This is a genomic window from Acidimicrobiales bacterium, assembly GCA_022452035.1.
Classification (GTDB): domain Bacteria; phylum Actinomycetota; class Acidimicrobiia; order Acidimicrobiales; family MedAcidi-G1; genus UBA9410.
Map to the genome: position 1 here is coordinate 1 of JAKURV010000029.1, position 24406 is coordinate 24406.

Below are 24406 nucleotides of genomic sequence, written 5' to 3' on the forward strand. Positions count from 1 at the left end.
TACCCATCTGAGTACGGAGGGGCTGGCCTCAGTCCACGACACGAGGAACTGTTCACCCGGACGGCGGCGGACTGGCATCTGCCTACGGCCCCGTTGTCCATCTCCCACGGCATGTGCCTACCCATGCTGAACCAGTACGGGACTGACGAGCAGAAGGACCGTTACCTAGCCTCCAACATCCGAGGCGATGTGGTGTGGTGCCAGATGTTCTCCGAGCCCGGCGCTGGGTCGGACGTAGCCAGTTTGGCCACCCGGGCCATTCGTGACGGCGATGAGTGGGTCCTAAACGGTCAGAAGGTGTGGACCTCCGGAGCCCAATACTGCGAATACGGCCTTGTAGTGGCCCGGACTGATCCGGATCTACCCAAGCACCAAGGGTTGTCCATGTTCATCGTGGACCTCCAATCGACGGGTGTCGAGATCCGTCCCCTCGTGCAGATTTCCGGAGCTCGGGGGTTCAACGAGGTGTTCTTCACCGACGTCCGGCTCCCCGCCGCTGACCTGCTGGGAGAGGTGAATCAGGGCTGGAACCTCGTCGTGTCCATGCTGATGTTCGAACGGGTCTCTATCGGGGCAGGAGGGGGCTCGTTGAATGCCGCTCGCTCCCCCGAGTTAGTTGCCTTAGCCCGGGACCGCGGCATGGATGACGACCCAAACGTCCGTCAGGCTCTGGCCGATCTCCACATCCATGAGTCCATCCGGGGTTTCATGGCTCAGCGGATCAGAGTCGCGGTGGCTGCTGGCCGGGTCCCCGGACCCGAGGGCTCATTGGCCAAGCTCACCGGTTCCCTGCTGGCCCGACGGGTTCGCGACGTGGCCGTGGCCGTCCTGGGACCGGAGGTTCAGGCTTGGGAGGACGGCACGGCGGGGTCCGAACCTGCCGAACGATGGTCGACCTTCTGTATCAGTGCTGCAGGGATCAGTATCGCTGGCGGCACTGATGAGGTTCAACGCAACATCATCGGTGAACGGGTCCTCGGCCTACCCAAGGAACCAGACCCGTTCAAGGGTGCGGCGTGGCTGGACGTTCCCCGGAGCTAGAAACCGCCAGATCCGACGCGTGTCTCCCACCCATCACGACCTCCTGATCATCGGCGCTGGCTCCGGCAACACCGTCCTCGGCCCGGAGCACGATGGTTGGAACGTCGGGATCGCTGAACCTTGGGCCTTCGGCGGCACTTGCATGAATCGGGGGTGTATCCCGTCCAAGATGTTTGTACATGCCGCCGACCTGGCTCTCTCGGCCCGTCACGCACCGGAACTGGGCGTCCACACCACGTTCGGCGGAGCGGACTGGCCAGCCATCCGCGACCGTGTCTTCGGTCGCATCGACACCATCGCCGACGCTGGACGCGCCTACCGCGTTTCCCTCGACGACGTCACTGTCTACGAGGACCGCGCCCACTTCACCGGTCCACGCACCGTCAGGCTCGGTGAGCAAGAGGTGACCGCCCAACACATCGTGTTAGCGGCCGGAGCTCGGGCATCGGTGCCCAACATTCCGGGGTTGGCCATGACGCCCTATCTCACATCAGACGATGTAATGCGTCTGGACAACCTGCCCGATCGTCTGGTCATCCTGGGGGGCGGGTTCATCTCCGTTGAGATGGCCCACGTATTTGAGGCCCTTGGGAGCCGGGTCACCGTGGTCCACCGGGGGGACCTGCTACTACGGGGCGTCGACGAGGAGGTACGCCAACGTTTGACCGGCATCTACGGCGATCGGATGGACCTCCGCCTTGGGATCACGGTCAACCAGGTAATCCACGACGACACCTTCCACCTGGAACTCTCCGACGGTTCCGTCGTCGTAGCCGACCAGTTGCTGGTGGCCACCGGGCGCCAACCCAACGGTGACCTGTTGGAAGTTGAGCGGGGTGGCATCGAGGTCGACAGCCAGGGGTACGTAATTACCGATGCCCATCTCCGGACCACCGCCGAGGGCGTCTGGGCCCTCGGCGACGTCACCAACCCGGTTCAGCTCAAGCACACAGCCAACGCCGAAGCACGCGTCGTGGCCCACAACCTGGTCCACCCCGACGACTTGAGAGCTGTAGACCGGCGCTTCGTTCCCCACGCCGTCTTTGGCCATCCGCCGCTGGGCAGCATCGGTCCGACAGAACAGCGGTTGGCTGACGAGGGTCGGCCCTACCTGGTAGCCGTCCGGGAGTACTCCTCCACCGCTTACGGCTGGGCCATGGAGGACACCACCGGATTCGTCAAGGTCTTGGCCGACCCGGACACCCGACTCCTCTTGGGGGCCCACGTCTTCGGACCCCAGGCACCGACCTTGGTCCAACAGTTGATCCAGGGCATGGTGGCCGGCCAAACCGTCGACCAGATGGCCCGAGACCAGCTTTACATCCACCCCGCCCTGCCCGAGGTCCTCGAGCAGGCCCTTCTCGAACTCTGACCCACCAGAACGGAGGCGTCATCATGCAGGAACTAAACGGCCAGGTGGCCGTAATCACCGGCGGTGCCTCTGGAATCGGCCTAGCCCTCGCTTATCGCTTCGCTGAAGCCGGCATGGCGGTAGCCGTCGGGGACGTGGAGGAACTGGCCCTAGACGCCGCCGTGGAAGGGCTCCGGGGCTCTGGGGCCAACGTCTACGGATCTCGGCTCGATGTCTCCGACGTCGAGTCAATGGACCGCTTCGCCACCGGGGTAGCTGATGCACTCGGTCCACCGCACGTGGTTTGCCTGAACGCCGGCGTGGCCTCCAGCCGGCCCATCGTGGACCACACCCTGGACGATTGGCAGTGGGTCCTGGGCGTAAATCTGTGGGGCATCGTCCATGGTTTGGACGCCTTCCTCGGTGGCCTGATTGACCGCGATGCTGGACACGTGGTGGTCACCGCGTCGGTGGCCGGCCACACCTCCCACCCAGGGATCGGGCCCTACAACGCCTCCAAGCACGCCGCGGTCACCATCGCCGAGACCCTGTACAACGAGTTGGCGGCCCTCGGTTCCCGAGTCGGCGTAAGCGCCCTCTGCCCTGGCTTTGTCAACACCGGGATCTTCGCCTCAGGTCGTAACCGCCCGGAACATCTAGTCAATCGACTGGCCGAACCGCCTTCCGATGAGGACCTAGCACGCGAGCGAGCCGTGCAGGAGTGGATGGCTGGTAATGCCAGGGACCCATCCGAGGTAGCCGCCCTGGTCTTCAACGCCATCATGGACGGCACGTTCTGGGTCTTCACCGATGGGGACCACCGCGACGCGATCTCCCGACGCCACAACGAGATACTCACGGGCCGCAACCCCAGCCAGTACGAGTCGATCGGCCAAGCAACCATCGAGAACTGAGTCACCCGATCATCAAGTTCCGAGCGACTCCTCAACCACCGACCGGGCCCAGCGATAGTCGGCCTTCCCGTTTGGGCTGCGCTGCAGCCGGTCCACAAGGACAATCCTCTTCGGGACCTTGTAGCCGGCCAAGCGCTCTCGGACCTGAGAACGCAGATCATCAGCCAGAACCGCCCCAGGGGTTGCTAGCTCAACCACAGCGGTGACCGCCTGGCCCCAGCGTTCGTCATCGATGCCAACCACGTTGCAGTCGACCACCAAGTCCAATTCCTTGAGGGCCTCCTCCACCTCCTCGGGGAACACCTTCTCGCCCCCCGTGTTGATGCAGGCCGATCCGCGGCCCAGCAAGATGATCGTGCCGTCCTCCTCCACCGTGGCCCAGTCGCCGGGAATCGACCACCGACGTCCCGCCACCTCGGGAAAGACTTCCGCCGTCTTGGCCGGATCCTTGAAGTAGCCCACAGGAAGCGGATAACCGAGGGCAAGTTGTCCCTGTTCCCCCGAACCGGGGTCCACCTCTCGGCCGTCCTCGGCGAAGACCCGGGTGTGTTCACCAAGGGCGAAACGGGCCGTTGCCGAATCCCGATGCTCACGTGAAGTCACCTGGTTGGCCATGCCGACGCCCTCGCTAGATCCCAACGCGTCCACGATCGTGCACGGGTGGTGGTCCAGGAGGGCCTCCTTCATCGGCCCGCTGAAAATCACTCCCGAAGACAGGAGGAGTTTCAAAGACGAGAGGTCTGGCATCCACCCCCCGGCGTCCGCTCGGTCCAGAGCCTCCACCATCGGCCGCCCGAAGGCATCGCCCACCATGCTGATCATGGTGATCCGGTCGGCCTCTACCGTTTGCCAAAGTTCGTCTGCATCGAAGTTCCTGCCGGCCAGCGTGGACAGCATCCCGCCATGGCTGAGAGTTGCCAGGCCGGAGATGCCTGAAGTGCCGTGCATCAGCGGGGCGGCGCACAGTTGGCGGATCTCCCTACCCGCAGCGACGATCCGGCCGGCCGACGCCGCTGCCTCAGCGGGTGTGGTTGGTACGTTCTCCCCAAACGGCCGAAAAGTAGCCTCCATGGCCCCAAACAGATTCGCGTGGTCCCACATGACCGCCTTGGGCATCCCAGTAGTCCCACCGGTGTAAAGGAACCACAGGTCGGAGCCCGACCGGTCGATCCGGGGCATCGGGTCGAAAGACGCCGCCGCCTCGTAGCCCACCGCCCAGTCGGGCACGGTGTCGCCGCCGACCTGGACCACCACCCGCAACTTCGAACACCGATCGCGGACGGCCGCCACCCGGTCGACGAGAGTGTGGTCGAAGAAGAGGGCCTCAGCGTCGGCGTTCTCCAAGATGTAGGCAAGCTCGTCACCGGTGTACCGGTAGTTCACGTTGGCCGGGATTCCCCGCACCTTGAACGCCGCATACTGGGCCTCGGGATATTCGTGACCGTTGTAGAGATACAGCGCAACCTTGGAGTCCAATCCCAGGCCGTAGTCGGCCAGCGTCCCGGCCAGGCGACTGGCTCGATTGTCAAACTCCGTCCATGAGAACCGCCGTCCAGCCGCCGACACGGCAGGGTGGTCCCCCACCACGTCGGCTATCGCCTCCCATGCGCTGGCCAGGTTCAGGCCCCCATCGATCCCCTCCACGGGCGGTGATGGTAGCGATCCCGTCGACGGGGCGACCTCCCGGCCGCGCAGTCTCTCGGGAAACCTCCCCGGATCGACAGTCGGCTCACCTCTATGCTCGTCTTGTGGGAAGCACCTTCGGACATACCTTCCGCCTCAGCACTTGGGGCGAGAGCCATGGCACCGGGATCGGTGTCGTGATCGATGGCTGTCCGCCGCGCCTACCCCTGACGGCTGACGACCTGCAAGCCGACTTGGACCGCCGTCGCCCCGGCCAGAGCCACCTCACCAGCCAGCGTGGGGAAGCCGACCGGGCAGAGATCCTGTCCGGAGTGTTCGAAGGCCGGACCACCGGAGCCCCGATTGCCGTGCTGGTCCGCAACGACGACGCCCGACCCTCCGCCTACGACCACCTCCGTGATCTGTACCGACCCTCCCATGCCGACTGGGCCTACGACGCCAAGTACGGGTATCGGGACTGGCGCGGCGGCGGACGAGCCAGCGCCCGGGAGACCATCGGCCGTGTGGCTGCTGGTGCCATCGCCCGCCAGTTGCTGATCAAGGTGGCCGGGATAGAGGTCCTGGCCTGGGTTTCACGCGTCCACGACCTCGTCGCCGAGGTGGACCCCTCGGAGGTGGCCCTGGAAGACGTCGAGGCTCACCCCACCCGTTGCCCGCACCCAGCAACCGCCGCCGCCATGGCGACGCTCATCGAGGACGCCAGACGTGACGGAGACTCGCTGGGCGGGATCATCACCTGCGTCGCACGAGATGTCCCGGCGGGTCTCGGAGATCCGGTGTTCGACCGGATGGAAGCCGACCTGGCTAAGGGCATGCTCTCGCTTCCGGCTGCCAAGGGATTCGACGTGGGTAGCGGCTTCGATGCCGTCGCCATGACCGGCCGCCAGCACAACGACCCCTTCATCCCCGGCCCCGACGGCCCCACCACGGCATCCAACCGATCGGGGGGCGTCCAAGGCGGTATCACCAACGGCGCTGACGTGGTCTTCCGGGTGGCGTTCAAGCCCACGGCCACCATCTCCTCCGAACAGGACACGGTGACCACGGAAAACGAAGCGGTGACACTGGAGGCCCGTGGCCGCCACGACCCGTGCGTGCTCCCTCGAGCCGTACCTATGGTGGAAGCCATGGCCCTACTTGTCCTGGCCGACCACTGGCTCCGCCAACGGACAGTCGATGTCTTGTCCGACTGACCCGCATAACGCCGCCTCAGCTTGCCTCCAGAACTCCACCTACACTGGTTCTAGAAGACTCTTACCCGGAGGCGGCGGTGACCCAACCCACGAACAATCCGGCAATCCGGTCCGACAAGCCAATCCCTTACGACATCCCGGTCTTCGACGACATCGTGTCAGAGCGGCAGCACCGCAAAGAACGTCTGGCTGCCGCCTTCCGCATCTTCGGACGCTTCGGGTTCAGTGAGGGTGTAGCTGGCCACATCACGGTCCGGGATCCCGAGCACTCCGACTGCTTCTGGGTCAACCCCTTTGGTACGCCATTTAGCCACATCCGGGTCTCCGATCTCCTGCTGGTCAGCCATACCGGGGAGGTTCTCCAGGGTGATTACGCCGTCAACCAGGCGGCGTTCGCCATCCACTCCGGCCTCCACATGGCCCGGCCCGACATCGTGGCCGCCGCCCACTCGCACTCCCTCCACGGGAAGGCCTGGTCGGCACTGGGGCGGACTCTGGACCCGATCACCCAGGACAGTTGCGTCTTCTTCGGGGATCACGTCTTGTTCGATGACTACACGGGCGTAGTCACCGACCCGGAGGAGGGTAAGCGCATTGCCTACGCTCTCGGTGAGCGGAGCGCGGCCATCCTTCGTAACCACGGCCTGCTGACAGTCGGGGCCAGCGTGGACGCCGCCACTTGGCTTTTCGTCACCATGGAGCGGTCCTGTCAGGCCCAACTCCTGGCTGAGGCGGCCGGTCAGCCAATCGTGATGGACGACGAGATAGCCGCTGCCACCCATCGGCAGGTGGCCGGAGATTTCGCCAGTTGGTTTAGTGCCCAGCCGCTCTTCGAGCAGATCCTGCGTGACCAGCCCGACCTTTTGGACTGATTCCTAAACCTCGTCGACTGATCAGCGGCCGACGCCGTCTACCGTCACGCGGCGTGGGTGATCCGGAGGCGGTCGAGGTCTCGCCGGTACAGGATCCGAACCCGGACGTCGGGATGCGTCTGACGCAGGAGGCGAACCTTGCGGTTCTTGCGCGTCACCAGCGACTGGCGCAATGTGGTGACCTCCAGGTAGAGGTCGTGGTCCGGAAGGTAGAAGTCGGGGGTGAAAGCAGTGCGGAGGCGACCGTCAGACGCCGTCTCCAAGACGAAGGTTCGGGGCTCGTACTCCCAGGCAATCTCGTAGAAGTCGAGGAGCTCGGCAATCCGCCGTTCTGACTCGTGGGCGAAATCCGGGGCCGATGAAGACGAGGGCCGGATTCGGTGGACGGTGGCCGTTCCCACCTCGTCGGCACTCGATCCGTCGTCGATGGTTCGACCTCTGCGCCTATTGGCCGACGGCCGAAGCCGTCGCCCCATCCCCGGCTGTCCGACGTCCTTCCGGATAGAGCTCCACGATTCGGGCATCCACCAACTCCTTAACTCCGGAGAGCGGAAGGATGTTTAGGACGCCCTGTCCGTTGCGGAGGAGGTCCACGATCTCTTCCTCTCCGGTCCGGACCATTACCGAGGAGCCGCTGATCACCAGGTTGACCCGGGTCACGTCCTCGTCGAGCTGGTCGGTCAGGTAGGCGAAGACCTCTCGGACTAGGTCTAACCGAATTCCGGCGTCCAACAGAGACTTCACGGCCCGCAGCTCTAGGAGGTCCCGGTAGGAATAGAGCCGTCGGCTACCGCTGCCTGTGGCCCGCGCCAACGATGGCATAACTAAGTCGGTACGAGCCCAATAGTCGAGTTGCCGGTAGGTAATTCCGGCGATCTCGGCGGCGCGCTTGCCGGGATATCCCTCTTCTGTCGTCAGCGCTTTCGTGGCCATGGGACGTCTCCCTCGCATCGAGGCCCGGATTGACGGACCGGGGCTATGCACCACAACAGTGGAACTACAGCCCTGTGACTTCAAATCAGGCTACGGGGTATGACATGCCGGGGTCAAGGGTTTCGCGCCCCACGCGGTCAATCCAACGCTCTGAGCGCGAACTGCCGTGGCAAGGAATCGACTCAGCCTCCGAAGTCCTCGGGGTCCACTGAGTCCAGAAAAGCCCGAAATTCCTCCACCTGTTCCTCGGCCGCCGGCTCCTCGGTGGGTGGAGCCAGGTATCCGGCCTCGTCGACTACCTCCTCAGCGGCAAACACCGGGCAACCCGTCCGCACGGCTAGGGCAATGGCGTCCGACGGCCGAGCCGACACCACCTCTACTCCCGCCGGGCCGCGGAGGTACGCCTCAGCGAAAAACGTCCGATCACGTAGTTCGGTCACCACAACCTGTTCGAGAGTGACGGAGAAGGTGGCTAGGACAGCGGCCAGCAGGTCATGGGTCATGGGCCGTGGCGGGTCCTGACCGGCAAGGGCCAGGCCGATCGCCGTGGCCTCCGGCATCCCGATGAAGATGGGGAGTAAGCGTTCGCCCTCAGATTCGCGGAGCAACACCACGGGCACGTTGGATGGCAGGACCTCCTGCACCCCTACTACCTCCATCTCGATCATCGGAGAAACTCGGAGAGACAGCGGATGGACACGCCGGAACCCTAGTGCCGGTCCCCTGAGCGGCCGGCCTTCCAGACTTCATCGAACTCGGCGGGACCACCCCGCTCTAGTTCGGCCAGATCAACCTCGACCACGCCGGACAGGTTCCGGAACTCCCCCCGGTGGTCCAGGCCGTAGCCGACCAGATACGAGGCCGTCGTGGAGAATCCGACTAGGTCCACCTCGAGTGGTAGTACACGCCGGTCGGCCCGGTCGAACAAGGCACAGACCCTGACCTCAGCCGCACCGTGGGCAAGCACATGACGCAGGAGGTAGTCCAGCCGAAACCCTGTGTCGACCACGCCTTCCACGAGGACCACCTGCCGCCCCTCGACGTCGACTGTCAGGTCGTGCGTGAGGCGTACCCGACCGCTATCCGGGGCGAAGGCGGTCAGGGCTAAGAAGTCCATCTCGATGGGGGTGCCTATACGACGGGTCAGATCAGCCAGGAAGGGCAGGCATCCCTTCAACACCCCAACCACTACCGCTCCATCGTCGAGCTCGGCATCCAATTCTGCCGCCATCTCCTCCACCCTCTGGGCGATGGCCAACGCGCCACAATGGAGGACCGGTGCGCCCATCAGCCGAACGGTCCGAGGGAGCGCCGGAGAAGTAGGTCGTGGAGGGCGGCCCCAGCGTCGGACAACTCGTTGACCAGCCGCCGAACCTCGGCTCGGGATCGGCCGTCGCCGTCGCGGAGTATCGGGCGCAGCATCTGCTCAATGATGCCGGCCTCACGCTGTGCGGCCACCAGGTACATCCGGAGGTGGCGAACGTCGAATCCGTGCTCTGCGAAACGGGCGGCCACTCGGGCCACTAGGAGGGCGTCACCGTCGTACACCACCGAGGTTCCGGCCTCTCGTCCCTCCAGGAGGCCGAGGCGCTCCAGCTCGTCGATACTCTCCACCTCAAGGCCACCCGCCGTAGCCAGTTCGTCACGGCTCATGCTGACAGAGCCGAGGTCTCTAACCCGAGCCTCCTCCGTAAACGGTCGCCCCGACCCGTCCCCCTCCTCGATGAGGTCCCGGCCCTCGGCCACGAGATCCCCGATCACCTTGAGGGGCAGAAAGTGATCCCGCTGTTGGCGCAAAATCCAAGTCAGGCGGGCCACGTCGGCTTCCGAGAACTGGCGGTAGCCGGATGGCGAGCGTCCGGGGGCCAGGAGGCCCCGCGATTCCAGGAATCGGATCTTGGACACCGTCGCCTCCGGAAACTCCGGCTCCAGTCGGGTCAGGACCTCCCCGATGTTCAGGACGCCGCCCGGTCCCGCAGCTTCGTCGGCGACCACGTCGCTCTCAACCCGCGGTTCCGTGGAAGAACACCAACTTGAAGCGCCCGATCTGCACTTCGTCACCGTCGTGGATCTCACACGATTCGATCCGCTTACCGTTCAGATAAGTACCGTTCAGAGATCCCACGTCGCGGACCAAATACCGGTCGCCGGTCCGTTCCACCTCGACATGGTGACGAGACACGGTGACGTCGTCCAACAAGATGTCGGCACCGCCATGGCGACCGATGATCGTCACCGCCGCCTCCAAGCCGTAGCGCGCCCCGGCCTTGGGCCCGGACTCCACCACAAACAGTCCGCACTCCACCGGGAACCGTTCACGGTCCTCGCCGTGGGGTACCTCCTCCACGGGATCGAAAGCGTCGGTGGTCTCCTCGTCGGAGGAAGCCAGGCGCGTACCGCAGGCCCCGCAGAACCGCTCGTCGGTCGACGTCTGGCGGCCGCAGCCGGGACATTCGGTCGACACAGGTCAGACCTCGATCAGGGCCAAGTAGGCCGAGGCGTCCAGCAGGCCGTCGGTGGTCGGGCCCTCCGTCCTCATCTCACAGATCCAGCCGTCGCCGTATGGGTCCTCGTTGACCCTCTCTGGCGCGGCCTCCAAGTCCTCGTTGACAGCCACTACCTCCCCGGAGACTGGTGCGAAGAGCTCGGACACTGACTTGGTGGACTCCACCTCGCCGAAAATTCCTCCAGCGGCCACCGTCGTGCCGACCTCCGCAACCTCTACGAAGACCACGTCACCCAGGGCGTCCTGGGCGTAATCGGTAATACCAATTCGGACTAAGCCGTCGTCGAGCTTCCGGACCCACTCGTGGTCGGTGGAATACCACAGGTCGACCGGAACGTTCACGTGCCCGAAACTACCTTTCCTCAAGCCCCACGACGCCAACGCCCGGGCGGTGGTCGGCCTCGACGGTCCTCACCGTGCCGCTCGACCCTCTCGAAGGGTCTGGCGAGCCACCGGCAGGTATCCCCATCCGGCGATCCAGGAGATGACCAGACCGGGTAGCCCGAACACCCAGGCAGCCACGGCAAAAGCCTCGTTGGCAAACGCCGTGGACTCCCCGGCCAGGAAGCATGGCACGGCCCATAGGAGGGCAAAGGTCCCCGTCTTGCCCCACCACGTCACGTCGATCCTCCGCGCGCCAAGACCCAGCAGGACCAGAGCCGCCACACCGACTAGGACCTCCCGGAACAACACGGTTACTGCGAACCAGGTCGGTATGGAGCCGTCGACCATCATCGACACCAGCGCCGCTACCAGCAGGAGACGGTCGGCGGTCGGGTCTAGGAGCTTGCCCACCTCGGACACTTGGTCGAAACGACGGGCGATCCACCCGTCCACCCAATCGGTGGCCCCCAGAGCACCCAGGAGGAGGGCGGCGTCGGTCCGGTTCCCCTCCTCGAAGAGAAGCCAAAGAAACCACGGAATGCAGCCCAGCCGGAGCACGGTGATGGCATTAGGAACGGTCCACAGGCCAGCCCACCCGGTACGGACTGGTTCCGGGGCGGCGTCGTTCTCCCCTCGCATCGGGCACAGCCTACGATCCGACTCCGCGACGCCCGCGTCGGGCGACGCCCTGCTCACCAGGAGGGCCCATGGCCTCCATATTCACCCGAATCATCAACGGCGAGATCCCAGGTCGGATCATCTGGCGAGACGACACGTGTGTAGCCATGATCGACATTCGACCCCTAAACCGGGGGCACGTACTGGTCATCCCGGTAACCGAGGTGGATCAGTGGACCGACCTTCCCGCCGAGGTGGTGACCCACTGCACCGGCGTGGCCCACGCAGTGGGTCGGGCCCAGATGGCCGTCTTGTCGCCGGCCCGGATCGGGCTGATGGTTGCCGGCTTCGAGGTTCCCCACACCCATCTGCACGTCGTCCCCCTGGAGAGCATGGGCCACCTGGACTTCGCCCAAGCAGACCCTGACCCCGACCCCGCCGACCTGGACGCCGTGGCCGACTTGCTCCGCGACGCCTTGCGAGCCGGGGGGCACGCAGAAGCAACCTAAACGGGCCACCAACCGGGATCAGGCTCCCGGTCGCCGGATCCAGAGACTGACCCCGTCACGGCCCATCCGCTTTCGGAAATCCATCAGGATCAGCCGGCTCTCGAACAGTCTCCCCTCGGCCTGGGTCCATCCCATCGACAGTTCATCGAGGACCACGGCGTCGAAACGCTCCTCCCAGTCCAAGCCGGGTAGCGACCCTTGAGACCGACGGTGCACATGCACATCCTGTCGGTCGGCGACGAGCGGGTAGATCTCTGGCGAGACGCTGACCCTCGCCTCATCGCCGATAAGGGTCGCCGCCGACACCCGAGCTACGTCCACCGGGGAACGGCGCCCCCAGTCCCACGGTTCCTCATACGGCGATGAAGCGGCATCGCGGACGAAGAACACGATGGCCGTCAGGACAAGAACCGTCAGAACTCGACGGTCGACCAGGATACGGCTCACCCCAGGGGTGCCGATCCGCATCAGGGCATAGGCCGCTGCGACAAACACGAAGGCCAAGACGGCCACATCCTGCTGGGGATTGCCGTAGCCGGCGTCGTCCACGTCGGCCACCAGGTAGAGGGCCAGGAGGGGAAGGACTGGGGCCAGGTACCGGGGCCTGACCAGCGGGAGGAAAAGAACGGGGGCCAGGAGTAGGAGCACCTTCTCGAAACCGGCCCGACCGAATAGATCCCCTACCAGGCCCACGGGGTCGCTCAGCATCCCGAGAACGATCCCCAGCAAACCATCCCCATAATGGGCAAAGGCACCCAGGTGCGGATAGTCGCCGTCACCCAACAGCGGTTGAACTATGAACGACATCAGCAGAAACCACGCCAGACCAAAGCCGGCCAGGGACCAGCCCGGGGTACGACGGTCCTCCCCCACCATCACCAGGCCTAGCGCCACCACAGCCAGGCCCAGGTCAGAACGCGTGCACACCACCAGAAGCACCAGAAGGGCCACCAGACGCCACCGGTCGGCATGGCCGGCCAGGTAGGCGGCCATCAGGGCCGGGATGGCCAGCGCCTCCGGATGGAACCCAGCCAGGTTCAAGTCGTGGACCGACGGGTGAAGCGCGTAAGCCAACATGAGCGCGGCCGCTCCGCCGACCCGCAGGTTCGCCGGTCCTCGGGCTATACGCCAGATCGGTACCACGCCGAGGGCCAACGCCACCGACTGCACCAAGAGCAACGTCGGGACATCCGGCAGGACGCGCATCACCCAGACCAACGGCCAGAAGACCCAGGCCCCCTGGCCGGCAAAGACGTTGTAGCCCAGGTCGCTGATTACCGGGGAGGCACCCATATCCATCAGGTACGCAGCCTGGACGTAGTGCCCCAACTCGTAGCCCACCCCAAGGTCCCGGTAACGGGCCAGGGCAAGGAGGGACAGGACCACGGCGAGTCCTACGGCAGTGAGCCACGGCAGACTGCGGTCCCAAACAGGGGCGTCTAGTCGGGCCTGCCAACGGAGCATCACGATGTCGAGCCGGCGACGAGCCGAGACGACCGTGGTGACCACGGTTTCGCCTGTCCGTTCCAGCGAGTGCGCCGTCCGTTCGAAGGTCGGAACGGCCTTCACCAGAGAGCCTCCTGGGAACCCGCCCGGTCAGCGGAAGCCTCCAGCGAAACCGGGACGGTGAGCTCCCTGCCCTTCTGCCGGGCGTCGTTGACCCGACGGTCCACCGGATGGAGAGACAGGAGGCCGTCGGGGGACGGTACAAGGACCTCCTCCAGCGTGGGCCGGACCGAGGTGGCGGGATCCAGCCAACGATCCCAGTCGTTCTCAGCCACCACGGCGGGCATCCGGTTGTGGACAGGTGCCAGGTCAGCGTTCGCCGGAACCGTCACCACCGTGCATGTTCGAAGCATCCGGCCGTCATCGAACCGGGACTCCCACAGGCCGGCCAGGGCAAGTGGGGATCCATCGACCCGGCAGACGAACCACGGCTGCTTTGGCGAACCGGTGACACCTGGTCCCCACTCGTAGAAGCCATCGATCAGGACAAGGCACCGACGGCGACGGAAGGCCGCACGGAAGGAGGGCTTGACGGCCACCGTCTCGGCCCGGGCATTGAACAGTCGGAGACCGACGGCTGGGTCGGTGGCCCACGACGGGACCAATCCCCACCGGGCAACCCCCAAGACGCGACCGGAATCAGCCTGGTCGCCGACCCAGGCCACGGGGAGTAGGCCAGAGGGAGCGACGTTGTGGTCCGGTCCTTCCAGGACCTCGATGACGTCGCAGGCAGCCACGTACTCGCTGAGTTCCTCGGGTGACGACGTGGTCACCACGCGGCCGCACATACCTTCACCGTACCGGCCGGGTAGGCCTAGATCGGGCCGACCCCCGGCCGAGGAACCTCAGGCCAGTACGCAGGTCCCCCTGCTCGGACCGTTATTGCTACCACCCAGGTCAAAGATGAGGTTGTCGCCTGAAGAACCGCCGAATCGGGGAACAGCCACCGACTCCTCTACGTCGGGGACGACGATGGACCCGCGGACGGCCAGGGTCTCCCACCGGGAAGCAGCACTCGGCGTCGTCTCAACGCCAAAGCGGATGGACTCCGCCCAGGCCGACCCACCCTCAATCAGGGCAACCGCCCCCTGGGGAATGTCCACGGCCAGGACCAGGACCCGGTCCCCGGCACACGTGACGCGGGCCTGCCGACCAACCAGATCGGCGGGGCAGGCGCCATCGGCGTCCTCATACACCACCACATCGAGCGGTCGTAGCAACTCGGTTGCCACCGCAACCCGGACACAGGCCCCAGTCCACCAGCCGTCGGGTCCCACCATGGCCACCTGGCCTCCAGCATGTTCGAAGACGGTTCCCATCACAGATCCAAGGGCAACGGGCATCTCCCTCTCGGGAACGTCCAGCCGGATCCGGCCGGCCGGTTCGCCACCGCCTCTCAGGACAGCCACCAGAAGGTCGGCCGTAGCCACCAGCGCCGGCTCGACCACCGGCGGCCCACCGGAGACCGACCCCAACCGCCCATCACCAGGATCCTCGACCACCGAGGAGGCGAACCGTAACGCCCGCTCGGACCGGTCCTCGGGGGCCTCGGTCAGGAGCGTCCGCCCCAGCGCGACCAGCCCTCCCAGCAGGATCAGAAGGACCAGCACGCTCAGCACCCGCTTGCGCAGCCCGACATCGAGGGAGCGGACCACCGCCGCTTCGTCGCGGCGTTCGGCACGGGAACGCGGTCCAAAGGCCTCAGATCGGTCCCCGCCGCTGAGCAGCGTTGCCCACCGACTGACCGTCTCGTCCGGGAAGCGCAGGGCCAACGCTGCGAAAGCCTCTTCCTCCTCGGGACCGAAGAGCAGGAGGAGGTCGTTCTCGCGGAGGAACTGCACCGGGTCATCCCGGTGGACCAACTGGCGGCCTTCGGCAAGCTGGAGCAGGAATGCCCGAATCTGGCGGTCGGACTCGGCCTCGGTCCACCGCCCCCCGGTCGGTTCCGGGAGGTCGGACACCGCCGAGGTGGATCCCGACCTCCTGCGAAAAAATGCGGACCGCCGTTCCCGGAGTTTGTCGGATACCTCGGTCCCGCGTTCCGCTGAGTCCCGTTCGGGTACCGGTCGAGTCACTTCCGGTACTGGAGCCTCGGTCGCGTCGTCGTCGGGCTCCGGCACGTCGCCGAGGCTACGCAATCGGACGCCGCCACCTCGGGCACCTGCATCGGATCTCGAGGCCGACCGCGCATACTGTCCACGTCAGCCTGCCATCTCGCCCGGTCGGCCTTCCCCATGTTGCGACCTCACCTCCCCGCCACCGCGCTCACCCTGCTCCTCGGCGTACTGTCCTGGTCCTGCGCCACCAACGCCTCTGATCAGGCACGACCTGTCCCGACGGCGTCCACCGTTACCGCGACCACGACGGCGGACTTGGCCGACAAACCGGACAACCAGCCAACGACATCGACGCCCACATCAATGACCGAATCGCCGCTTGGCGAAGAGGACGCTGGGTATACCCAAGAGCACGTCGAAAGCGGCAGCGGCGAAGGCAGGGACGCCGAGGCGAACACGACCATCGACGATCAATACACCGGGTTGGACGAGCCCGCGACGTCAACGGTGACCCCGACGACCGTCGCGGGGCGTTTAGCGGGCGATAGCGGCGGCAGTATGACGGGTGACCACGACACGGATGGCAAGGAGGCAGATCCCCGGCCAGCCTTCCAGACGGCAGTCCCCACCGGAACCGTCGTAGACGGCCACTACGCCGACCCTAGAGGAAGCATCTACACGGAGTTCCAGGCCGGCTTCGACCGGAACCACCCCTTCCAGTCCCTGGAGGCCTTCTGCCTTCCTGCACCTCCCCCGGAGGACGATCCGGTGGACGTAGAACCCGGTATCAGCGCTGAGGCGGTCACCATCGTCCACCTCCACACCCGATTAGATGAGTTGGAGCGGATCGGCTTCGCTGCGCCAGTAGGTGAGGTAGACGCCATGGCTCGGACCTTCGTTGACATCGTCAACAGTGAGTGCGGGGGCATCCATGGCAGACGGTTGGACCTCCGGACGGTTGATGTCTCGGCCCTGGGTGGCGGGGGGTTCGACATCGACACACTCCGGGAGGCGGCCTGCCTCGAAGCGGTGGAGGTCCACCGGGCGGTCGCCGTGCTGGCCGTGGAAGCCGTCCCCGGGACGGCGGCCCGGTGCCTGACCCGGACCCACCGAACCTCCTTCATGACCATACGTGGAATTTCTGACCGAGACCTAGGGCGCGCCGGAGGCCTCCTCCTCGCCCTGGAGCCTGGTGACCGGACCAGCCTTCGACTGGCCGTGAGCACCGCTGCAGCAAGGGGCGTCCTGACCGGAGCCACCATCGGCATCGTGACGCCCGACGCTCCGCAGCGGTCAGACGACGTCGTGGAGGTCCTCCTTGAGGCGCTGGCTGAACGTGCCCTCGTGGCCACCGTGCACCAACTGGGCTGCGAGGGCACTACGCCCTGCCGGGTGGGAATGGAGACGGCGGTTGCTGGGATGCTGGAAGCCGGCGTCGATCTGGTCTTCCCGCTCCTAGACCGGACGACGCTGCCGTGGCTGGTCCTCGAGATGATTGACCAGGGGATGCCGGCGCCCACCTTCGTGCAGTCGGGGTTGGATGGCCAGGGCCTCGATGTCGTGGCCTCGGAGGTAGCCGAGTTTGGGGGGTCGCCGGCTGGCAGCTACTACGACGGCGCGTGGATCCTGGATGGCTCTGCCACGGGAAGCCACCGGCGGGACGGTTTCGAGTCTCGGCCCTTTGATGATCTGTGCAACCGGGAACTCGGTCGGGTGGCCGGCCACGACCCGGCGGTTGTCGACGACCCGTCAGACGACGTCTACCGCACGGTGGTCGAGGCGTGCAGCCTGGTCCGGGCCGTAGCCCGAGCCGTGTACGACGCCGGCCCGAACCCCAGCCGACTTGCTATACAGGTCAACTTGGCCGCTCTCGGCAACCTGGACGCTGTCGACATGCGTCCCGTCACGTCGATGGACGGCAGCCTCACGGTCCAGGTCAGTCGCTACGAGTACCCGTGTCTACACGGACCTGGCTTCGGTGCCTCGGCGGGCTGCGTGTTCCCGATAACCGACCCGGTCCCCGTCGGCTGAGCGACGACCCGGGTCCGGGGATCAGACTCGAACGCTGAAACCTACGGTCTCACCTCGTAGTAGAGGTTGGTCGGGTCCTCCACCTCGTGGAGGGTGAACTGGCTGAACCCCGCCTCGGTGACCATGGCCTCCAAAGTCACCGGGTCCAGCCCCAGGGTGCCCAACCCCAACCCGTCAGGAGTCGACATAGCCGAAGCCATACAGGACGCCACTGAGGTGGAGTACATCATGGCCAGCATGGGGTTTCGGAGGTTCCGGCCCCACTCTGGGGCCGACCGGATTTCCTTGACTAGCCAAGTACCGTCGTCGGCCACGGCCCGGCGGATAGCTGCCATCGCCAGGTCAGGACGCGGCATGTCGTGCAGGCAGTCCAGGGTCAGCATTAGGTCCACGTCACCCGTTGGCGGAACCTCCTCACCACCCGCCAGGTGAACGGTGACGTTGTCAGCACCAGCAAACCGCTGCTTCGCAGCCTCGATGGCCCGCTCCGAAACGTCATAACCCTCGTAGGTGGACGCCGGGAAGGCCTCGGCCAGTAGTTCCAGGGCCAGCCCCGCCCCGCAACCCACATCCACCACCCGGGCTCCGTCCGTCAGACGCTCGACAACGCCGTCTAGAAGCGGGATCACGGTAGGCACCAGAAGGGCCCGAGCCATCGGGGCCAGCATGGCCTCCACGTGCTCCTCGGACCCCTCGCCCTGGTCGTCGTAGGTGAGACCCAGTCCGGTTCGAAACGCCTCGACCAGTGCGTCAGCCACCGCCGGGTCTCGTTGGCGAGCAAATACGCCGGCGGCGTAGGTCGGTTGGTCGGTCCGGGCCAGCACCATGGCGGCCTCAGGTTCCAGGATGAACGTCTCACCATCTTCGGACGCCAGCAACTCAGCGGCAGCTTGGCTGCGGAGCCACTCCCGCAGCCACCGCTCGTGGAGTCCGGTGGCGACAGCCAGATCAACGGAAGTGACCGGCCCGGCACCGTCCAGAGCCCGGTAGAGGCCCAGTCGGACCCCGAGGTGGATCATGAGACCCACCATCTCGCCCTGCTTGTAGCCCCAGGTGGTCAGCGTGTAGCGCCCGAGCAGATCCCGGTCGATTCCCACAGCTCTCACTCCTCCACATCGGTCTTCTCCGGGTCCTGCACCCAGATAGCCCCATCGTGTTCCACGCACTGCACGACCGCCAAGTCCCCTTTGCGGTCGCGACGGCCGTTCACATTCTGCTTCCATCCTTCGCCATCGGTCCCAAACCGCCAGAAGTGGCTCAGGCAGACCAGTTCCTCGCCCTCGATCGTCCCCTCGTGAGCAAGGTGGGACCACTGGTGGGGGCAGCGGGCCTCCGCTACGCAGGGACGTCCCGATGAGGTGCGCCACACCACCAGGTCCTCACCGGCCAGTTCTGCCGAGACGATCTCCCCAACCGGTACGTCGCCGGTCAGGCGGACCCAGCCGGGGCCGGGAGAAGAGGCGGCCGGATCCTCGGCCACCGCTCAGACGTCCGTGTACCGGGTGACGGCCACCGCTGAGCCGATCATCCCCACCGCCCCGCCGACGGCCAGTAGCCAAAGGCTGGTGTCCCAGATGTAGCCGTCGGGCACAGCAAACCCCCGGAAAAGCGGCACCGCGTCCGACTCCTGAAAGTAGGCCAGCACCTGGTCGTCCACCACGAACAGCGCCGGCACGGCCAACGCCGCACCGATTAGGCCGTGGATTGTCCCCTCCAGCATGAATGGGATACGGATAAACCAGTTAGTGGCCCCAACCACCTTCATGACCTCGATCTCCTGGCGGCGAGCAGTGATCGCCGTAAACACGGTGTTGAGGATGAGCAGTGTCGAAACAGCCACCAACACGACGGCCGCCACCAGAAGAGCCTGACTAACCCGGTTTGAGAAGTCCTCGATCTGGTGGATGGCCTCGGTGGCGGTGGCTACCTCCTTGACCCCGGGCTGCTCACCGAACTGGCGAGCCATCTCGGCCACATTCCCTGCCTCCGGGTTATTGGGCACAATCCGGTAGGAGGGAGGCATGACGTCCGGCGAGACGCTCTCCACTAACTCCGGCTTGTCGGTGAAAAGGCGCTGGAACTCTTCATAGGCCGCCATCTTGTCGACGTAGGTGTACCTCGAGATAGCCGGACTGGAGTCCAGAACGTTCCGGATGGCCGCGTCCTGTTCGGCCGAGGCGTTGGGCACCATGAACACAATGAACTCGACGCCCTCCTGGAACTGGGCCGTTGCCCGCTCTGCACCTTCACGGATCAGCAACGAGGCCCCCACTAGAGACAGGGAGATGGCAACCGTCAGGATGGCTGCCAGGGTCAGGCTGAGGTTCCGCCACAGGCTGACCACTGTCTCGCGGACGTAGTACCAAAGTCGGTAGAGCACGTCAGGAGATCCCGGCCGGGCCGTCCTCATAGACCCCGCGCGACTCGTCTCGCTTGATGACCCCCCGATCCAACTCGATAACTCGCCGTCGCATCGTGTCGACAATGGTCCGGTCGTGGGTGGCCATAACCACCGTCGTGCCCGTCCGGTTGATCCGGTCCAGGAGTCGCATGATGCCCACCGAGGTCGCCGGGTCGAGATTTCCCGTGGGCTCGTCGGCTAGCAGGATGAGCGGCCGGTTCACGAAGGCCCGTGCGATTGATACCCGTTGCTGCTCGCCGCCCGACAGCTCGCCGGGCAAGCGTTCGGCCTTCCGGGTCAAGCCGACCAGCTCGAGGATGGCCGGGACCTGTTGGCGGACCACCTGCCGGGGCCGGCCGATTACCTCCAGGCCAAAGGCCACGTTTTCGTAGACCGTCTTCTTGGGCAGGAGCTTGTAATCCTGAAAGATGTAGCCGATGTTCCGGCGCAAGTAGGGCACCTTCCATGAGCTCAGGGAGCCGACGTCCTTGCCCGCCACCATGATCCGTCCCGAGTCGGCGACCTCCTCCCGGTTCAGGAGACGGATAAAGGTGGATTTCCCCGAACCCGACGGCCCAACCAGGAACACAAACTCGCCCCGTTGGATTTCCGCCGTAGCGTTTTTCAGGGCTACCACGTCACCTTTGAAGATCTTGGAGACACCCTCCAACTTGATCATCGCCCAACTCCGCGCCGCGTCGATACAAGGTAGAGCGGTTGTGGGGGCACGGAGCGGACGGTACCAGAGGCCCGTCAGCCGATCGCGGCGCCCCGGAGCCTCCGCAAACCGTCGACCGGTCGGTCGTCAGCCTTCGGGCAGGGACCGGGCCCAGCGCAGATAGGCCTCCATGAAGCCGTCCAAGTCGCCGTCCAGCACCCGCGCCACGTCGCCTACCTCATGCTCGGTTCGGAGGTCCTTGACCATCTGGTACGGCTGGAGCACGTAGGACCGGATCTGGCTTCCGAAGTCGACGCCCCGCTGCTCACCGCCGATCTCGGCCAGTTCCGCGTCACGCTTCTGGTGTTCCAGGTCCAACAGACGGGCGGCCAGCATCTGCATGGCACGGTCCTTGTTCTGGTGCTGACTCCGCTCGTTCTGGCAGGAAGTCACGATCCCGGTCGGCAAGTGTGTAATGCGGACCGCTGAGTCGGTGACGTTGACGTGCTGGCCACCGGCCCCCGAGGACCGGTAGGTGTCGATCCGTAGGTCTCCCTCGTCGATCTCCACCTCGTCGACGATCTTGTCGAAGAACGGCACCACCTGGAGGGACGCGAAGGCCGTCTGACGCTTGGACTCCTTGTTGAACGGTGAGATCCGGACGAGGCGGTGTACCCCCCGCTCGCTCTGGAGAAGGCCAAAAGCGTGGCGCCCCCGGACCACGAACTCGGCTGAGCTGAGGCCGGCTTCCGTACCCTCCGATACTGACTCCACCACCAGGTCAAAGCCCCGACGGTCGGCCCACCGGGTGTACATCCGTACCAGGATCTCGGCCCAATCCTGAGCGTCGGTTCCCCCGGCACCGGACTGTACGTGGCAGACAGCGTCGCCTTCGTCGTACTGACCGGAGAACAGGCTGCGTAGTTCTAGGGCGTCCATGCGGGACGACAGGTCGCCAACGGCTTCAGTTATCTCACCCTCTAGGCTCTCGTCTTCCTCCTCGGAGGCCAGTTCGGCCAGTGTCTCGGCGTCCTCCAACCGAGTGATCAAGTTGCTGTGTAGGTCAAGGTCTTCGACCACTCTGGCCAGGTCTTTCTGGACCCGACGTCCCCGGTCCTGGTCATTCCAGAGCTCCGGGTCGGCCATTTCTGCTTCCAGTGCTGTCCGACGCTGTTGCTGTTCGGCGATCCGGAGGTAGGTGGCCGCCTCGTCCAGCCGACTCCGGAGCGCGGACAACTCGGTGGTGAAGTCCTGCATCTCAGCCCCCGTGGCACTGCTTGAACTTGCGCCCCGACCCGCACGGACAAGGGGCGTTACGGGGGGTCTTCTCCCAATCGGAGTTGACCTTGGTGGGAACGGGTGTCGGGGTCGATTCCTCGACGGGGGCCGGAGCCCCTGCTGCCGCGGCTACGGCTGCCGCCCCGGTCACCGGGCCCTCGGGGCCGCTGGTTGTCATGTCGGAGGGCTGCCCGGAGTCGTCGGTCGTGGTTACCTGGATCCGCATCACGTAGCGGAGGAAATCCCTGCCGATCAGATCGTCTAACTGGCCGAACAGCTCAAACCCTTCGCGCTTCCACTCCGTGGCCGGGTCCCGTTGTCCCATAGCCCGAAGGTGGATGCCCTCGCGGAGGTGGTCCATCTCATAGAGGTGCTCGCGCCAGCGTTGGTCGATGATTCGGAGCAGTACCTGGCGTTCCACCTCGCGCATGGTTTCCGCCCCGAGCTCGGCCTCCCGGCCCTCGAAAACGGCCAGCCCGTCGGCCACCAGGACGTTGGCCAGCTCGGTAGGACCTCGCACGACAGCCAGGTCCTCCACAGAAAGACCGAGCGGCCAGTACGAGTCGACCTCGACCCGTAGGCCGTCTAGGTCCCAGTTCTCCGGCAGGTCGGACCCGCAGAACATGTCGATTACCCCGTCGACAACCGAACCCAGAGCCTCGAGGACCTCCTCGCGCAGGCTCGTGTCGTCCAGCATCTGGTCGCGACGTCGGTAGATCACGTTGCGCTGCTCGTTCATAACCTCGTCGTACTTGAGGACGTTTTTGCGGACTTCGGCGTTCTTCTGCTCAACCGTGGTTTGGGCCCGCTCAATTGCCTTGGTCACCATCTTGGATTCCAGGGGAACGTCCTCGGGCAGGGCCCGGTCCATGACGCCCCGGACGGTGTCCGAGGCGAACAGCCGCATGAGGTCGTCCTCTAGGGAAAGATAGAAGCGACTCTCTCCCGGGTCCCCCTGCCTGCCGCTCCGACCGCGAAGCTGATTGTCGATACGACGCGACTCGTGGCGCTCTGTTCCCAGCACGTACAGACCACCGTGGGCACGGACCTGGTCCCCTAGCTCGGCACACTCCGGCTCAAAGCGTTCCACCAGGGCGTTCACCTGCTCCCGGCCCTCCGGCGTCGCCGGATCAAGGCCGTTGGCCCGAACCTCGCGCTCGGCCAAGTTCTCTGGGTTGCCGCCCAGGAGAATGTCTACTCCCCGTCCGGCCATGTTGGTGGCTACGGTGACCGCCCCCGGGCGACCGGCCTGGGCCACCACTTCGGCCTCACGAAAGTGCTGCTTGGCGTTTAGGACCTCGTGATCCACACCGTGCTTTTCCAGTTCACGGGAAAGCCGCTCAGAGTTCTCCACCGAGACCGTGCCGACCAGCACCGGCTGGCCGACGTCGCGGCGCTCCACGATGTCGGACACCACGGCGTCGAACTTCCCTGCCTCCGTCTTGAAGATCAGGTCGCTCTGGTCGAGGCGGACCATTGGGCGGTTGGTGGGGATGGGGACCACCTGGAGGCCGTAGATCCCGGCCAACTCTGCAGCCTCGGTCTCTGCCGTTCCGGTCATCCCGGCCAGTTTCTCGTAAAGGCGGAAGTAGTTCTGGAGGGTGATGGTGGCCAGGGTCTGGTTCTCCTCCTTGATTGACACCCCCTCCTTGGCCTCGACGGCCTGGTGGATACCGTCGGACCACCGTCGCCCTTCCAGGACCCGGCCCGTGAACTCGTCAACGATCCGGACTTCGCCGTCGACCACGATGTAGTCCTTGTCCCGCTGGTACAACTCCTTGGCCTTCAGCGCGGCGTGGAACTGGTGGACCAGATTGGAGGAGACCTGGTCGTACAGGTTGTCCACGCCCAGCGCGGCTTCGATGGCGTGGACTCCGTCCTCGGTCGGGGCGATGACCCCCTTCTCCTCGTCTACCTCGTAGTGATGTTCGCGCTTGAGACCCCGGACTACAGCAGCGAACCGCTGGTAGAGAGCAGCCGCCTCACTCAACCGGCCACTGATAATCAGCGGGGTTCGGGCCTCATCGATGAGGATTGAGTCCACCTCATCCACAATGCAGAAGGCGTGGCCTCGCTGCGCTTTCTCCTCGTCGGACATAGCCATGTTGTCCCGGAGGTAGTCGAAACCGAGCTCGTTGTTGGTTCCGTAGGTGATGTCGGCGGCGTAAGCAGCTCGCTTCTCGGCCCGGTCCCGAACCTCGGGTATCACCAGACCCACCGAGAGTCCGAGCCAGCGATGGATCTGGCCCATCCACTCGGCGTCTCGGCTGGCCAGGTAGTCGTTGACCGTGCAGAGGTGGACACCCTGTCCCGATAGGCCGTTGAGGTAGGCGGGCAGAGTCGAGACAAGAGTCTTGCCCTCGCCGGTACGCATCTCAGCCACCCATCCGAGGTGAAGGGCCATGCCTCCCATTAGCTGTACGTCGTAGTGCCGCTGCCCGATAACCCTCCACGCGGCCTCCCGGACTACAGCGAACGCTTCGACGAGCAGGTCGTCGATTTCCTCGCCT

General features: G+C 65.3%; 25 protein-coding genes. 7 read left to right on the top strand and 18 right to left on the bottom strand.

Annotated features, from left to right (window positions below; all coding sequences use genetic code 11):
- From MK181_09310 to MK181_09320, 3 genes are all read left to right on the top strand, one after another.
- The coding region (locus tag MK181_09310; protein MCH2419997.1) for an acyl-CoA dehydrogenase family protein at positions 1–1041 on the top strand (1041 nt) is incomplete at its 5' end.
- Positions 1042–1060: 19 nt separating this feature from the next.
- Positions 1061–2413, top strand: coding sequence for a mycothione reductase (locus MK181_09315; protein ID MCH2419998.1), 1353 nt, complete (start codon positions 1061–1063; stop codon positions 2411–2413).
- A 23-nt stretch (positions 2414–2436) separates the two neighbouring features.
- Positions 2437–3306, top strand: coding sequence for an SDR family NAD(P)-dependent oxidoreductase (locus MK181_09320; GenBank protein ID MCH2419999.1), 870 nt, complete (start codon positions 2437–2439; stop codon positions 3304–3306).
- Positions 3307–3318: 12 nt separating this feature from the next.
- Here the strand turns inward: MK181_09320 and MK181_09325 are convergent, their stop codons facing one another.
- A complete protein-coding gene (locus MK181_09325) occupies positions 3319–4950 on the bottom strand; it encodes an AMP-binding protein (protein MCH2420000.1) in 1632 nt (543 codons plus the stop codon).
- 104 nt (positions 4951–5054) lie between these two features.
- Between MK181_09325 and aroC the strand changes: the two genes are divergently transcribed.
- Both aroC and MK181_09335 read left to right on the top strand, forming a co-directional pair.
- On the top strand, positions 5055–6143 hold the full coding sequence (gene aroC, locus MK181_09330; GenBank protein MCH2420001.1) for a chorismate synthase: 1089 nt from the start codon (positions 5055–5057) through the stop codon (positions 6141–6143).
- 77 nt (positions 6144–6220) lie between these two features.
- Positions 6221–7015, top strand: coding sequence for a class II aldolase/adducin family protein (locus tag MK181_09335; GenBank protein ID MCH2420002.1), 795 nt, complete (start codon positions 6221–6223; stop codon positions 7013–7015).
- Positions 7016–7059: 44 nt separating this feature from the next.
- Here MK181_09335 and MK181_09340 read toward each other — a convergent pair whose 3' ends face one another.
- The 8 genes from MK181_09340 to MK181_09375 form a co-directional block, all read right to left on the bottom strand.
- Positions 7060–7416 (bottom strand): hypothetical protein, encoded by a 357-nt coding sequence (locus MK181_09340; protein MCH2420003.1) that lies wholly within the window; start codon positions 7414–7416, stop codon positions 7060–7062.
- Positions 7417–7459: 43 nt separating this feature from the next.
- Positions 7460–7948, bottom strand: a complete 489-nt coding sequence (locus MK181_09345) for a MerR family transcriptional regulator (protein ID MCH2420004.1) — start codon at positions 7946–7948, stop codon at positions 7460–7462.
- 182 nt (positions 7949–8130) lie between these two features.
- The gene (locus MK181_09350; GenBank protein ID MCH2420005.1) at positions 8131–8616 is read right to left on the bottom strand and encodes a bifunctional nuclease family protein; all 486 of its coding nucleotides are present in this window, start codon (positions 8614–8616) and stop codon (positions 8131–8133) included.
- Positions 8617–8657: 41 nt separating this feature from the next.
- A complete protein-coding gene (locus MK181_09355; GenBank protein MCH2420006.1) occupies positions 8658–9236 on the bottom strand; it encodes a hypoxanthine phosphoribosyltransferase in 579 nt (192 codons plus the stop codon).
- Positions 9236–9943 carry a MerR family transcriptional regulator gene (locus MK181_09360; protein ID MCH2420007.1) on the bottom strand — a complete coding sequence of 236 codons (708 nt, stop codon included), beginning with the start codon at positions 9941–9943 and terminating at the stop codon, positions 9236–9238. The genes MK181_09355 and MK181_09360 overlap by 1 nt, the downstream gene beginning before the upstream one ends.
- A gap of 7 nt (positions 9944–9950) precedes the next feature.
- Positions 9951–10412: an FHA domain-containing protein gene (locus MK181_09365; protein MCH2420008.1), complete on the bottom strand. Its 462-nt coding sequence runs from the start codon at positions 10410–10412 to the stop codon at positions 9951–9953.
- A gap of 3 nt (positions 10413–10415) precedes the next feature.
- Positions 10416–10796: a glycine cleavage system protein GcvH gene (gcvH, locus tag MK181_09370; GenBank protein MCH2420009.1), complete on the bottom strand. Its 381-nt coding sequence runs from the start codon at positions 10794–10796 to the stop codon at positions 10416–10418.
- Positions 10797–10865: 69 nt separating this feature from the next.
- Positions 10866–11477: a CDP-alcohol phosphatidyltransferase family protein gene (locus tag MK181_09375; protein ID MCH2420010.1), complete on the bottom strand. Its 612-nt coding sequence runs from the start codon at positions 11475–11477 to the stop codon at positions 10866–10868.
- 68 nt (positions 11478–11545) lie between these two features.
- Between MK181_09375 and MK181_09380 the strand changes: the two genes are divergently transcribed.
- On the top strand, positions 11546–11965 hold the full coding sequence (locus MK181_09380; GenBank protein MCH2420011.1) for an HIT family protein: 420 nt from the start codon (positions 11546–11548) through the stop codon (positions 11963–11965).
- Positions 11966–11983: 18 nt separating this feature from the next.
- Here the strand turns inward: MK181_09380 and MK181_09385 are convergent, their stop codons facing one another.
- The 3 genes from MK181_09385 to MK181_09395 are packed head-to-tail and all read right to left on the bottom strand — an operon-like array spanning position 11984 to position 15591.
- The gene (locus MK181_09385) at positions 11984–13534 is read right to left on the bottom strand and encodes a DUF2079 domain-containing protein (GenBank protein ID MCH2420012.1); all 1551 of its coding nucleotides are present in this window, start codon (positions 13532–13534) and stop codon (positions 11984–11986) included.
- Positions 13531–14259: an SOS response-associated peptidase gene (locus tag MK181_09390; GenBank protein MCH2420013.1), complete on the bottom strand. Its 729-nt coding sequence runs from the start codon at positions 14257–14259 to the stop codon at positions 13531–13533. The genes MK181_09385 and MK181_09390 overlap by 4 nt, the downstream gene beginning before the upstream one ends.
- A gap of 57 nt (positions 14260–14316) precedes the next feature.
- Positions 14317–15591, bottom strand: coding sequence for a hypothetical protein (locus MK181_09395; protein ID MCH2420014.1), 1275 nt, complete (start codon positions 15589–15591; stop codon positions 14317–14319).
- Positions 15592–15705: 114 nt separating this feature from the next.
- On the opposite strand from MK181_09395, the gene MK181_09400 reads away from it, so the two are divergent.
- The gene (locus MK181_09400; protein ID MCH2420015.1) at positions 15706–17559 is read left to right on the top strand and encodes a hypothetical protein; all 1854 of its coding nucleotides are present in this window, start codon (positions 15706–15708) and stop codon (positions 17557–17559) included.
- 41 nt (positions 17560–17600) lie between these two features.
- Here the strand turns inward: MK181_09400 and MK181_09405 are convergent, their stop codons facing one another.
- The 6 genes from MK181_09405 to secA form a co-directional block, all read right to left on the bottom strand.
- Positions 17601–18656, bottom strand: coding sequence for a methyltransferase domain-containing protein (locus tag MK181_09405; protein MCH2420016.1), 1056 nt, complete (start codon positions 18654–18656; stop codon positions 17601–17603).
- A gap of 5 nt (positions 18657–18661) precedes the next feature.
- Positions 18662–19039: a Rieske 2Fe-2S domain-containing protein gene (locus MK181_09410; protein MCH2420017.1), complete on the bottom strand. Its 378-nt coding sequence runs from the start codon at positions 19037–19039 to the stop codon at positions 18662–18664.
- 3 nt (positions 19040–19042) lie between these two features.
- Complete coding sequence (locus MK181_09415; GenBank protein ID MCH2420018.1) at positions 19043–19939, bottom strand: ABC transporter permease; 897 nt, start codon at positions 19937–19939, stop codon at positions 19043–19045.
- Between the two features lies 1 nt (position 19940).
- The gene (ftsE, locus tag MK181_09420; protein ID MCH2420019.1) at positions 19941–20639 is read right to left on the bottom strand and encodes a cell division ATP-binding protein FtsE; all 699 of its coding nucleotides are present in this window, start codon (positions 20637–20639) and stop codon (positions 19941–19943) included.
- A 126-nt stretch (positions 20640–20765) separates the two neighbouring features.
- On the bottom strand, positions 20766–21875 hold the full coding sequence (prfB, locus tag MK181_09425; protein MCH2420020.1) for a peptide chain release factor 2: 1110 nt from the start codon (positions 21873–21875) through the stop codon (positions 20766–20768).
- A gap of 1 nt (position 21876) precedes the next feature.
- Positions 21877–24406: preprotein translocase subunit SecA (gene secA / locus MK181_09430; GenBank protein MCH2420021.1), on the bottom strand; the 2530-nt coding region annotated here is incomplete at its 5' end.

Bases quoted from the DNA above. Each gene is read 5' to 3' on its own strand.
- MK181_09400 (MCH2420015.1), top strand. From the start codon at position 15,706: ATGTTGCGACCTCACCTCCCCGCCACCGCGCTCACCCTGCTCCTCGGC.
- ftsE (MCH2420019.1), bottom strand. From the start codon at position 20,639: ATGATCAAGTTGGAGGGTGTCTCCAAGATCTTCAAAGGTGACGTGGTA.
- MK181_09380 (MCH2420011.1), top strand. From the start codon at position 11,546: ATGGCCTCCATATTCACCCGAATCATCAACGGCGAGATCCCAGGTCGG.
- MK181_09375 (MCH2420010.1), bottom strand. From the start codon at position 11,477: ATGCGAGGGGAGAACGACGCCGCCCCGGAACCAGTCCGTACCGGGTGG.
- prfB (MCH2420020.1), bottom strand. From the start codon at position 21,875: ATGCAGGACTTCACCACCGAGTTGTCCGCGCTCCGGAGTCGGCTGGAC.
- MK181_09350 (MCH2420005.1), bottom strand. From the start codon at position 8,616: ATGATCGAGATGGAGGTAGTAGGGGTGCAGGAGGTCCTGCCATCCAAC.
- MK181_09320 (MCH2419999.1), top strand. From the start codon at position 2,437: ATGCAGGAACTAAACGGCCAGGTGGCCGTAATCACCGGCGGTGCCTCT.
- MK181_09390 (MCH2420013.1), bottom strand. From the start codon at position 14,259: ATGTGCGGCCGCGTGGTGACCACGTCGTCACCCGAGGAACTCAGCGAG.
- MK181_09345 (MCH2420004.1), bottom strand. From the start codon at position 7,948: ATGGCCACGAAAGCGCTGACGACAGAAGAGGGATATCCCGGCAAGCGC.
- MK181_09355 (MCH2420006.1), bottom strand. From the start codon at position 9,236: ATGGGCGCACCGGTCCTCCATTGTGGCGCGTTGGCCATCGCCCAGAGG.